We start from the raw sequence: 11880 nt of genomic DNA on the forward strand, positions 1-11880 counted from the left end.
CCTTCCTGGGCCGGTTGGGCTGCGCTCCCGGCCCCCGGGAAGGCTGCGGCTGGACCGGCTGGCGGACGATACGCCGCCGACGGCAGCTGCACCGACGGGAGTTGGACGACCCGTCGGACACCGGTCAGCCGGACGGGTCCCCGCTGCATCTGCCCCAGCATGTGCTGACCCGGCGGCTGCGGGCGGCCCTGGCCGGGGAGAGCCTCGCGCAATTCGCCACCGGCAGCCGGCTCGACGCGCTGGAACAGGACGAGCACGGGGTCACGGCCCACACGCGGGCCGTGGGCGTCCCGGCGGAGGCCGGGGGCGGTACCTGGTGGCGAGGCAGCTATCTGGTCGGCTGCGACGGCCCCCGCTCCACCGTCCGTAAGTTGCTGGAAGTGCGCTTCCCGGGGCGTACGGCCGTCGAACGTCACGCCGTGGCGGCGCTGCGCGCCCAACTGCCCTGGTCCGGCGAGGCCGTGCTGCACCGCTCCCCGCCGCGCGGCGGGGAAGTGATGGCCAGGCCGCTGCCGGACGGGGTCTGGCGGATCGACTGGCTGCTGCCACCGCGCGGCGACCTCGTCACACCCGATGCCCTCATCGCACGGATCCGCGACACCCTGGAGCTGTGGTGCGGCGGCACCCCGCCGTACGAGCTGCTGGACACCGGTGTGCACACCGTTCACCACCGGCTCGCCCGGCGCTGGCGCGTGGGCCGGGCCTTCCTGGCCGGGGACGCCGCTCATCTGCTGGGCGCCCTCGGTACCCAGGAGCTGGACGAAGGTCTGCGGGACGCCGGAAATCTCGCCTGGAAGCTCGCCCTCGCCTGGCACCACCGCGCCTCCGAGGCACTGCTCGACAGCTACCAGGCGGAGCGGCGCACGGCGGTGGGAGCTCGGCTGCGCGCGGCCGACCAGGCACTGCCGCTGCTGCGCGCCGACGGCCGGTGGCCCGCCGTACGCCGCTCCCTGCTGCCGGGTCCGGGCGGCGGGCACGACGCGCTCCTCGCGGACGGCCACCTGGGGAGCGGGCCACTGGGCGCGCTCCCGGTGTACGCACGCTCCCCGCTCACTCCGGCCACGCCGGCAGGGGCGGCCCAGGTGGCCACGGCCCCCGGCGAGTTCGTGGCCGATGTGCCGGTCACCGCACCGGACGGCTCGGCGTCCCGGCTGAGGGACCGGCTGGGGCGTGACCTGCTCGTGGTGCTGGTCGCGCCGGGCACGGGCGTATGGGAGCGCCGGCACTGGGTGGGGGCCGGTCTGATGCCGAGGCTCGCGGCCGCTGCCGGCGCGCTGCCGGTACGGGCCGAAGTCCTGGTCACCGAGGGCTACCCCGGGGCCGCGGCGCATACCGTGCTGCTCGTACGGCCGGACGGCCACCTGGTGGCGGCGATGTCCGGGGTCCGTCCGGCCGAACTGTACGCGTGCGCCGACGCGGTGCGGGGCGGCTCGGCGGTCCCGCCGCGGACCACGGCCGACAGCCCGGCGCCGTCCGCGGGACAAGCCTCGGCACGTCGCTGACGCGCACGCACAGCCGGGGGGCTGCCCCACACGGCTGATGCGCGCCCCGCAGCGGGGGAGGTGCCCCACACGGCTGATGCGCGTCCCGTAACAGGGAAGGCCGCCCCACGCGGCCCACGCGCACACCGCAACGAGCGAGGCTGGCCACGCGGCCATCGCGCACACCGCAACGGGGAAACTGCCCCACGCCACTGACGCGCACGCCGCAGTTCCGCAGGACAGCACCGCGGACGTCGCTGACATGGGGCGCAGCGCGGGAAGGCTTCGTTTCGAGTACCGGGTGCCACCACGGGATGCGCGGCAGGTTTCAGCACAGTGCCGACGCGCGGCGTAGCGCGGGACAAGAAACCGCACGTCGCCGACGCGGGTCGCGGGTCGCCGGTCCCCGGTCGCCGGTCGCCGGTCGCCGGTCGCCGGTCGCCGGTCGCCGGTCGCCGGTCGCCGGTCGCCGGTCGCGGACAGCATGCGCCCGCTGCGCCCCCACGGCGCAGTCCCGCGGCGAGAGCGGGCACATGCGCCCGACCCGCGCGGACCGGCGCGCGGAAGACCTGCGCACGCCGGTGACCGGTGCGGGTCGGACCAGGCACCGGGCGTCCACCACCGTTCGTCTGTCTGCCGCCGTCCGTAATTGACCCTTCGCGGAGGTGCATGGTTCACTCCGTACCGTGACTGACACCCGGCTGTGCTTCTGGCGGAGGGTCCATCTGGACCTGGTCCGCTACGCAGGCTGCGTGTGTCGTCCGTCCTTCTGATCCGTTTCTCGCTCCGCGCGGTCGCTCCGCGCTTCCTTCGCGATCACCCAGGACGGACCTGTGTCTCCCACCGCCTCCAGCGACCTTTCCGCCACCCCATCCGCCGTCGGGGCCGTCGGCGCCCCCGAACAACCGGCCCCGGCGGGCCCCACGGCCGCCGAGCTGCTCGACTTCGTCCGCCGTACCGCCGCCGACGCCGAACTGACCGCCTCACTCCCCCTCGATCCCGAGGGGCGCACCTGGATGCGCCTCGAGGGCCCGGGCGGGAGCGAGGCATGGCTGATCGGCTGGCCGCCGGGCACCGGTACCGGCTGGCACGACCACGGCGGTTCCCGCGGCGCCTTCGCCACCGCCGGGGGGCTCCTGACCGAGCAGTCCCTCGCCGCGCAGCTACCGACGGAGGGCTGGCGGACCCTCGAACTGGCCGACGGCATCGACCGCGAGCGCCGTCTCCCCGCGGGTGCGGGCCGGGCCTTCGGCCCGCACCATGTGCACCAGGTGCTGAATCTCGACGCCGAAGACCACGCCGTCTCGGTGCACGCGTACTATCCGCCGCTGCCACTGATGCGGCGCTACAGCCGCACCGGGCCGCTCTTGCGGCTGGAACAGGTCGAACAGCCGGAGGAGTGGACGTGAGCGGAACACAAGCCCGGAGCATCGACACCCTGCTGGCCCAGGCCCGTACGGAGCTGGACCGGCTGAGCCCGGAGCAGGCCGCCGAGGCCGCGGCGACGGGCACGCTGCTGGTGGACATCCGCTACGCCGCGCTGCGTGAGCGCGACGGCATCATTCCCGGCGCGCTGATCGTCGAACGCAACGAGCTGGAGTGGCGGCTGGACCCCTGGGGCAGCCACCGCGCGGCCGAGGCGACGAGCCACGATCTTCAGGTGGTCGTGGTCTGCAACGAGGGGTACGCGTCCAGCCTCGCGGCGGTCTCGCTACGGCAGTTGGGCCTGCATCGCGCCACGGACCTGGACGGAGGATTCCAGGCGTGGCGGGCGGCCGGGTTGCCCGTCGAGCCCGCACCGGTCACGCGGCCGGCCTCGCAGCCCGCCGATCGCTGACAGCGGGCCGGGGCTGCGGCCCTCGGAAGGGTCGCGTCGAGCAGAGAAGCCGCGCCAAGGAGGAAGGGGTCATCGGCCCCGCCGAGCCGCCTCTCAGGCTTCCGGGAGGTGGTGCTCCAGCAGTTCGGGATCCTCGCCCTCCTCCTCCAGCGCGCGCCGGACCACCCGGAGGGCCAGGCCCTCCGGGTAGCCCTTGCGGGCCAGCATTCCCGCGAGCCGGCGGATCCGCTTCTCCCGGTCGAGGCCACGGGTCGTCCGCAGCTTGCGCTCGACGAGCTCGCGGGCCGTCTCCTCCTCCTGCTCCGGATGGAGCTGTCCGACGGCTCCGTCGATCAGCGCGGAGTCGACGCCCTTGGTCCGCAGTTCGCGGGCGAGCGCCCGGCGGGCCAGGCCCCGCCCGTGGTGGCGGGACTCCACCCAGGCCTCCGCGAACGCGGCGTCGTCGATCAGCCCGACGTCCTCGAACCGCGACAGCACCTCGTCCGCCACATCGTCCGGGATGCCGCGCTTGCGCAGCGCGTCCCCGAGCTGCTGACGCGTCCGCGGGGCCCCGGTGAGCAGGCGCAGGCAGATGGCCCGCGCCTGCTCAGCCGGGTCGCGCGGCGCTCCCCGCCCGGCCCTCGACGAGTCGGGGACACCGCTGTCCGTACCTACCTCGCTGTCGCCACCGGCTTCCCCCCAGTCGGTTCGCCGCGTCATGGACTAGCTCTTGGCCGCGGCGGCCTTGGTGGCCCGGGCGGCCTTGGCAGCAGGGGCAGGAACCGCCTTGGCGGCCGTGGCCGGTTCGGCCGTCGCACCCGCGGCGTCCGCGCCGGGCTCCTCGGACGGCGTCTGCGGCTTCACACCGATGCCCAGCTTCTCCTTGATCCTCTTCTCGATCTCGTTCCCGAGGTCGGGGTTGTCCTTGAGGAACTTACGGGCATTCTCCTTGCCCTGGCCGAGCTGGTCGCCCTCGTACGTGTACCAGGCGCCGGACTTGCGGATGAAGCCGTGCTCGACGCCCATGTCGATCAGACCCCCCTCACGGCTGATGCCCTCGCCGTAGAGGATGTCGAACTCCGCCTGTTTGAAGGGCGGCGCGACCTTGTTCTTGACGACCTTGCAGCGGGTGCGGTTGCCGACCGCGTCGGTGCCGTCCTTCAGCGTCTCGATCCGCCGGATGTCGATACGCACCGAGGCGTAGAACTTCAGCGCCCGGCCACCGGTCGTCGTCTCCGGGGAGCCGAACATCACGCCGATCTTCTCGCGCAGCTGGTTGATGAAGATCGCGGTCGTCCTGGACTGGTTCAGCGCGCTGGTGATCTTGCGCAGCGCCTGGCTCATCAGCCGGGCCTGGAGGCCGACATGTGAGTCGCCCATCTCACCCTCGATCTCGGCGCGCGGCACCAGGGCCGCCACGGAGTCGATGACGATGAGATCGAGGGCACCGGAGCGGACCAGCATGTCCACGATCTCGAGTGCCTGCTCACCGGTGTCCGGCTGGGAGAGGATGAGATTGTCCGTGTCGACACCGAGAGCCTTGGCGTACTCGGGGTCGAGGGCGTGCTCCGCGTCGACGAACGCGACCGTGCCGCCCGCCTTCTGGGCGTTGGCCACCGCGTGGAGCGTGAGAGTCGTCTTACCGGAGGACTCCGGCCCGTACACCTCCACCACGCGGCCGCGTGGCAGGCCGCCGACGCCGAGGGCGACGTCCAGAGCGGTCGACCCGGTGGGAATGACCTCGATGGGGTCGTTCGGCCGGTCACCGAGGCGCATGACGGCGCCATTGCCGAATTGCCGTTCAATCTGCGCGAGCGCGGCGTCGAGAGCCTTCTCGCGGTCGGTTCCTGCCATGGGTTCCACCCGGTTTGCTTGAGTCGATCGCTTCACGTCCACGACGCTAACGCCTGCCACTGACAATGCGCCCGGGCGTCGTCCGGCCTGTGGAAAACCGGGGCCGGACACCCATATGAATGGATGTTCGATTTCAGTGTCAAGCGGCCCCATGCCCCGCGCGTCGCGGTCCCCTTCAGCGGCCGCGGCGCAGGACCCGCCATATCCGGGCAAGGGCGGAGGCGCCCCGGTACCGGCTCCGGCGGCCGTGCACCCGCGGGTCGTCGGTGACGTCGTACCGCTTCACATACGCCCCGAGGAAGGCCTGCAGCGTAGCCGTCGCCGGGATGGCGATCAGCGCACCGACGGCGCCCAGGAGCGCGGTTCCCCCGACCACCGACCCGAAGGCGACAGCCGGGTGGATGTCCACGGTCCTGGCGGTGATGCGCGGCTGCAGCAGATAGTTCTCGAACTGCTGGTAGACCACGACAAAGCCAAACACCGACAGCGCGTACCACGGGTTGACGGTGAAGGCGATCAGCACCGGCAGGGCACCGGCCAGGTAGGTTCCGATGGTCGGGATGAACTGGGAGACCACACCGACCCACAGCCCCAGCGCCGGAGCGTACGGCACCTCCAGGACCTCCAGCAGGGCGTAGTGCGCGCCTCCGGAGATCAGCGCCATCAGACCGCGCGAGTAGAGGTAGCCGCCGGTCTTGAGTACCGCGATCTCCCAGGCCCGCAGCACCTCCGCCTGCTTGGCGGGCGGCAGGACCGAGCACAGCGCCCTGCGCAGCCGCGGCCCGTCGGCCGCGAAGTAGAAGGAGAACAGCAGCACGGTCAGGGCCTGGAACAGCCCCCCGAGGACGGTCGCCGACACGTCCAGCACCCCGGAGGCGCTGTTCTGCACATATCTCTTCAACCAGTCGGACTTGAGCAGGCTGGCCTGGATGTCCACGCGCGACAGGCTCGTGTGGAAGGTGTCGTTGATCCAGCGGATCACCGAGTCCAGATACCTCGGGAAGTTCTCCACCAGATCGACGATCTGCCCCGCCAGCATCGAGCCGAGCAGGACGAAGAACCCGGCGAAGAAGACCACGACCCCGAGGAACACCAGCGCGGTGGCGAGCCCGCGCCGCATCCCGCGCGCCGCCATCCGGTCCACTGCGGGCTCGACCGCGAGGGCCAGGAAGAACGCGATGAGGATGTTGACCAGGAGCCCGATCAGCTGGTGGAAGGCCCAGCTGGCGAGCTGGTAGGTGGCGAAGAGGGCGAGCGCCAGCACCATGGCCCGGGGCAGCCAGCGCGGCATGCGGTCGGCCCGTGCGGGCTGCGGAGCGGGGCGGGCGTCGTCCTCGGGGGGTTCATCTGGTGGCACCCGGTCAGTCTGTCCTACTGGACGGCTGCCGACTCCGCCACCCCGAAACCTCGCACCGGCTCTCGCTCACACCGGAGGCGAGAACGCCGGATCAACGCTTCTCCGGAGGGACGTCCATGGCCGCGCACACCCCGCGCCACACGTCCTTGGCGTCCCACCCCGCGGCCAGCGCCCCGTGCACGGTCCGGCCGCCGAGCTCGGACATCACATGATCGCGGGCGAAGGAATCGGCGTACGCCTCGCCGAAGAAATCCGCCATCCGCTGCCAGAAGACCGTCAACCGCATGCGCCCAGTATCCCGCCCTGGAGTGGCAGCAGTGGGCTTGCCCGGACCGGCGGGGCACTCCGCGGCCTACGGTCGGTGCATGGCCCGATCCGGAGCAACCCCTCTCGCCCGCGCCGAGCAGTTCATCTGGCTCACCGCCCGCGTGCTCGAGCAGCGCAGATTCGCGTACCACTTCCTGTACGGCACCTCCGGGGAGGAGGCCCGGTCCCGCGCGGCGGACGCCGTCGAGGCCGCGCTGACCGCCTATCGCAACACCGACGAGGGATACGGCCACGCCCTGGAGCCCGATCTGCGCGGACCGGTCAGCCAGCCCCTGCACACCGCCCACGCCCTGCGCGTGCTGGACGGCATCGGCCGCTGCGGTGGCCGCCGGGTCGAACGGCTGTGCCGCTACCTGAGCGAGGTCTCCACCCAGGACGGGGCGCTGCCCGCGCTCCACCCCTCACAGCGCGGCTACCCGGCAGCGCCCTGGATCCCGGTCGTCGACGACCCGCCGAGCGATCTGCTCGCGACCGGCCCAGTGGTGGGGCTGCTGCACCGCAACGACGTGTGGCACGCCTGGCTCTTCCGGGCCACCGACTTCTGCTGGTCGGCGGTGGAGTCCCTGCGCGAAACCCACCCCTACGAGGCGGAGGCGGCGGTCGCCTTCCTCGACGGCGCTCCCGACAGGGCGCGCGCGGAGGCGGCGGCCGAGAGGCTCGGCCGGCTCGTACGGGAGCAGGAACTGGTGGTGCTGGAGCCGGGCCGCGCCGCGGAGTATCCGCTGCCGGAGGGCTACGGGCCGGACGAGTACCACTTCGCGTACGACTACGCGCGGACACCGGATTCCCTGGCGCGCCGCTGGTTCACCGAGGCCGAGATGGAGCGGTCCCTGGACTTCCTCGCGGAAGGGCAGCAACAGGACGGCGGCTGGCCCATCCGCTGGCGCGCCTGGGCACCGGGGACCGCCCTCGAAGGACGGCCGATGGTGACCATCGAGTCGCTGCTGACCCTCCGCGCCTTCGGCCGCCCCCTCTGAGATCCGGCCGCCCGGGATCCACCCGGCTGCCGACGCGCATGTGCCAGGGCGTGTCCGACGGCCCCTTCGTCGGCCCGCGACGCCCGGGGTCCCCCGCACCGGGCGGCGCTCACCGACCCACTCAGAGCCGTCGGACATCCCCTAACCGGCGAACGCCCGTACGCCCGCGGTGACGAGTACGGCCACGGCGACAACGGCCAGGAAGGGGGCGCGCAGGAGCAGTGCGAGCGCCGCCGCCGCGAGCCCCGCCGCGCGCGCGTTCAGCTCCAGTGCCCGGCGGGGTGCCCACCCCTCCGTCCCGGCCGGTCCCGCCGCGCCCCCGGTGTCCCCGCACGGCGAGGACGAGGGGCGCGGCGAGGGCCGCGGCCAGCACCGGCACACCGGCGGGCAGCAGTGGGTGGCACACGAGCGCGACCACGACCGCGAGCCCCGCGACCGTACGCTCCGCCGTCGTGCGGAGCATGGGCCCCAGCAGCGCGAGAAAGACCGCAGGGCCCGCCGCGTCCACCCCCAGGCCGCGGGGTCACCGAGCGCCGAGGCACCCAGCGCACCGAGCAGCGTGGTCAGATTCCACAGCACGTACAGGGTCAGTCCGGTGACCGTGAACCCGATCCGGGCGCTGCGCCGGTCGGGCTGGGCCAGCGCCACCACGGACGTCTCGTCGATGACCCCCTGCGCGGCGAGCGGGCGTACGGCACGCGGGAGCCCGAGCACCTGGGACAGCCGCAAGCCGTAGAAAGCGTTGCGTACGCCCAGCAGGAACGCGCCCGCGACGGCGGTGAGCGGATTGACACCCGCCGCGAGAGCGCCCACCAGGGCGAACTGAGAAGCGCCGGTGAACACGAGCGCGCCAGTGGCGCGCGCTCTCCTGTCCGCCCATGCCGCCATTGTGCCTGCGCCGGAGCGGCTCCGACCTGCGGGCCCACCGCGTTTGTCAGTGCCGGGGTGCACGATGGAGTGCATGTCGGACCCGTCCTCGGCCCTTCACGGCTTCTCCCCCGCGACCCGCGCCTGGTTCACGGGGGCCTTCAGCGCGCCCACACCCGCGCAGGCGGGTGCCTGGCAGGCGATCGACGAGGGTTCGGACGTGCTGGTCGTGGCCCCGACCGGCTCGGGCAAGACGCTCGCCGCGTTCCTCGCCGCCCTGGACCAGCTGGCGAGCACGCCCCCGCCCGCAGAGCCGAAGAAGCGCTGCCGGGTGCTGTACGTGTCACCGCTGAAGGCCCTCGCGGTCGATGTGGAGCGCAACCTCCGCAGCCCGCTGACGGGGATCCGGCACGAGGCGGTGCGGCTCGGGCTGGCGGAGCCGGAGGTGCGGGTCGGCATCCGCTCCGGCGACACCCCGCCCGCCGAGCGCCGGTCCATCGCCACCCGCCCGCCCGACATCCTCATCACCACGCCCGAATCGCTGTTCCTGATGCTCACCTCGTCGGCGCGGGAAGCGCTGGCCGGGGTGGACACGGTGATCCTCGACGAGGTGCACGCCGTGGCGGGTACCAAGCGCGGCGCGCATCTGGCCCTCTCGCTGGAGCGGTTGGACGAGCTGCTGGACCGCCCGGCCCGCCGGATCGGGCTGTCCGCGACCGTGCGGCCGGTGGACGAGGTCGCCCGGTTCCTGTCGCCGCAGCGCCGGGCGAAGATCGTCCAGCCGCCGTCGGGCAAGGAGTTCGACCTGTCGGTGGTGGTGCCGGTGGAGGATCTGGGCGAGCTGGGGGGATCCCCCGCCACGGACACCGAGGGCGGCGGACAGGGCGAGAAACCGTCGATCTGGCCTCATGTGGAGGAGCGGATCGCGGATCTCGTGGAGGCCCACCGCTCCACCATCGTCTTCGCGAACTCCCGCCGCCTCGCCGAGCGGCTGTGCAACCGGCTCAACGAAATCGCGTACGAGCGCGCCACCGGCGAGCCCGTGCCGGAGGACCACTCCCCCGCCGAACTCATGGGCGGATCCGGCGCCGCTCAGGGCGCGCCGGCCGTCATGGCCCGGGCACACCACGGATCGGTCTCCAAGGAGCAGCGGGCGCAGGTCGAGGAGGACCTCAAGGCGGGACGGCTGCCCGCCGTGGTCGCCACCTCCAGCCTGGAGCTGGGCATCGACATGGGGGCGGTGGACCTGGTCGTCCAGGTGGAGTCGCCGCCCTCCGTCGCCTCCGGGCTCCAGCGCGTGGGGCGCGCCGGTCATCAGGTGGGCGCGGTGTCCACCGGTGTCGTCTTCCCCAAGTACCGCGGCGATCTGGTGCAGGCGGCCGTGGTCACCGAGCGGATGCGTACGGGCGCCATCGAGGCGCTGCGTGTCCCGGCCAACCCCCTGGACGTCCTGGCTCAGCAGATCGTCGCGATGGCGGCGATGGACAGCTGGGACGTGGACGAGCTGCTGGCGGTGGTCCGGCGGGCCGCGCCGTTCGCCTCCCTGCCGGAGTCCGCGTACACCGCGGTGCTGGACATGCTCGCGGGCCGCTATCCCTCGGACGCCTTCGCCGAGCTCCGCCCCCGCCTCGTATGGGACCGCGTCGCCGGTACGGTCACCGGCCGGCCGGGCGCGCAGCGGCTCGCGGTGACCTCGGGTGGCACCATCCCCGACCGCGGGCTGTTCGGCGTCTTCCTCGCCGGGGCCGACCCCAAGAAGGGCGGCGGCCGGGTCGGCGAGCTCGACGAGGAGATGGTCTACGAGTCGCGGGTCGGCGATGTCTTCACCCTGGGCACCACCACCTGGCGGATCGAGGACATCACCCGTGACCGGGTGCTGGTCTCGCCCGCGCCCGGGGTGCCGGGGCGGCTGCCGTTCTGGAAGGGCGACCAGCTGGGCCGTCCGCTGGAACTCGGCCGCGCGCTGGGGGCGTTCCTCCGCCAGCTGGGCGGACTCGCACCCGACGACGCCCGGCTGCGGCTGGTCGCGGCCGGGCTGGACGCCTGGGCGGCGGACAATCTGCTGGCGTACCTGGCGGAGCAGCGCCAGGCGTGCGGACACGTCCCGGACGACCGGACCATCGTCGTGGAGCGGTTCCGGGACGAGCTGGGCGACTGGCGGGTCGTCATCCACTCCCCCTTCGGCGCCCAGGTCCACGCTCCATGGGCGCTCGCCCTGGGCGCCCGGCTGTCCGAGCGGTACAGCATGGACGCCCAGGTGATGCACGCCGACGACGGCATCGTGCTGCGCCTGCCCGACGCGGACCTCATGGGCCTGGACCTGCTCGACATGGGCGCGGAACCCGCCCGGCAGGGCCGGGAGTACGACGAGGAGCAGTCCCCGGTCGGCGCCGCGGACGTCGCCTTCGACAAGGGTGACGTGGACCAGCTGGTCACCGACCAGGTCGGTGGCTCAGCGCTGTTCGCCTCCCGCTTCCGGGAGTGCGCCGCGCGGGCCCTGCTGCTGCCCCGGCGCAACCCCGGCAAGCGCACCCCGCTGTGGCAGCAGCGCCAGCGCGCTGCCCAGCTCCTCCAGGTCGCTTCGGAGTTCGGCTCCTTCCCGATCGTCCTGGAAGCGGTCCGCGAATGCCTCCAGGATGTGTTCGACGTGCCCGGCCTGACCGAGCTGATGGGCGACATCGAGGCCCGGCGGGTCCGGCTCGTCGAGGTCACCACACCCGAGCCGTCCCCCTTCGCCCGGTCGCTGCTCTTCGGCTATGTCGCGCAGTATCTGTACGAGGGCGACTCCCCGCTCGCGGAGCGGCGCGCCGCCGCCCTGTCCCTGGACTCCCGGCTGCTGGCCGAGCTGCTGGGCCAGGCCGAGCTGCGCGAACTGCTCGACGCCGAGGTACTGGCCGAGTTGGAGCGCGAACTGCAGTGGCTCACCGAGGACCGCCGGGTCAAGGACATCGAGGGCGTCGCCGATGTGCTGCGCCTGCTCGGGCCGCTCACCGACGCCGAGCTCACCGAGCGCGGCGCCGAACCGCAGTGGGCGCAGGAGCTGGCGGCGGCCCGCCGCGCGATCCGGGTCCGTATCGCGGGGGCGGACCACTGGGCGACCGTCGAGGACGCGGGGCGGCTGCGGGACGCGCTCGGCACCGCGCTGCCGGTGGGTGTCCCCGAAGCCTTCACCGAGCCCGTCAAGGATCCCCTCGGCGATCT

10 protein-coding genes and 1 pseudogene are annotated in these 11880 nt (G+C 73.1%); 6 read left to right on the top strand and 5 right to left on the bottom strand.

The genetic code is table 11. The annotated features are described in order from the left end of the window. From ACTWQE_RS32155 to ACTWQE_RS32170, 4 genes are all read left to right on the top strand, one after another. A partial coding sequence (locus tag ACTWQE_RS32155) for an FAD-dependent monooxygenase (RefSeq protein ID WP_443332619.1) occupies positions 1-1502 on the top strand: 1502 nt, incomplete at its 5' end. A gap of 665 nt (positions 1503-2167) precedes the next feature. Next, positions 2168-2254, top strand: a complete 87-nt coding sequence (locus ACTWQE_RS32160; protein WP_443332627.1) for a putative leader peptide — start codon at positions 2168-2170, stop codon at positions 2252-2254. Between the two features lie 60 nt (positions 2255-2314). Beyond that, positions 2315-2890 carry a cysteine dioxygenase gene (locus ACTWQE_RS32165; protein ID WP_443332620.1) on the top strand — a complete coding sequence of 192 codons (576 nt, stop codon included), beginning with the start codon at positions 2315-2317 and terminating at the stop codon, positions 2888-2890. Beyond that, complete coding sequence (locus ACTWQE_RS32170; RefSeq protein WP_443332621.1) at positions 2887-3318, top strand: rhodanese-like domain-containing protein; 432 nt, start codon at positions 2887-2889, stop codon at positions 3316-3318. Before ACTWQE_RS32165 ends, ACTWQE_RS32170 begins: the two co-directional genes overlap by 4 nt. 93 nt (positions 3319-3411) lie before the next feature. On the opposite strand, the gene recX is transcribed toward ACTWQE_RS32170, so the two are convergent. From recX to ACTWQE_RS32190, 4 genes are all read right to left on the bottom strand, one after another. Continuing rightward, complete coding sequence (gene recX / locus ACTWQE_RS32175; protein WP_443332622.1) at positions 3412-4017, bottom strand: recombination regulator RecX; 606 nt, start codon at positions 4015-4017, stop codon at positions 3412-3414. 3 nt (positions 4018-4020) lie between these two features. Next, on the bottom strand, positions 4021-5160 hold the full coding sequence (gene recA / locus ACTWQE_RS32180) for a recombinase RecA (protein WP_443332628.1): 1140 nt from the start codon (positions 5158-5160) through the stop codon (positions 4021-4023). Positions 5161-5326: 166 nt separating this feature from the next. After that, positions 5327-6508: an AI-2E family transporter gene (locus tag ACTWQE_RS32185; RefSeq protein WP_443332623.1), complete on the bottom strand. Its 1182-nt coding sequence runs from the start codon at positions 6506-6508 to the stop codon at positions 5327-5329. 91 nt (positions 6509-6599) lie between these two features. After that, positions 6600-6794, bottom strand: coding sequence for a DUF3046 domain-containing protein (locus tag ACTWQE_RS32190; protein WP_443332624.1), 195 nt, complete (start codon positions 6792-6794; stop codon positions 6600-6602). A gap of 79 nt (positions 6795-6873) precedes the next feature. On the opposite strand from ACTWQE_RS32190, the gene ACTWQE_RS32195 reads away from it, so the two are divergent. Then, positions 6874-7812 carry a hypothetical protein gene (locus ACTWQE_RS32195; protein WP_443332625.1) on the top strand — a complete coding sequence of 313 codons (939 nt, stop codon included), beginning with the start codon at positions 6874-6876 and terminating at the stop codon, positions 7810-7812. A gap of 121 nt (positions 7813-7933) precedes the next feature. Here ACTWQE_RS32195 and ACTWQE_RS32200 read toward each other — a convergent pair. After that, positions 7934-8700, bottom strand: a pseudogene (locus ACTWQE_RS32200) (AzlC family ABC transporter permease). Positions 8701-8773: 73 nt separating this feature from the next. Here ACTWQE_RS32200 and ACTWQE_RS32205 point away from each other — a divergent pair. Continuing rightward, the coding region (locus ACTWQE_RS32205) for a DEAD/DEAH box helicase (protein ID WP_443332626.1) at positions 8774-11880 on the top strand (3107 nt) is incomplete at its 3' end.

Origin of the sequence: Streptomyces sp. 8N706 (genome assembly GCF_052245415.1) — a bacterium.
Taxonomy (GTDB): domain Bacteria; phylum Actinomycetota; class Actinomycetes; order Streptomycetales; family Streptomycetaceae; genus Streptomyces.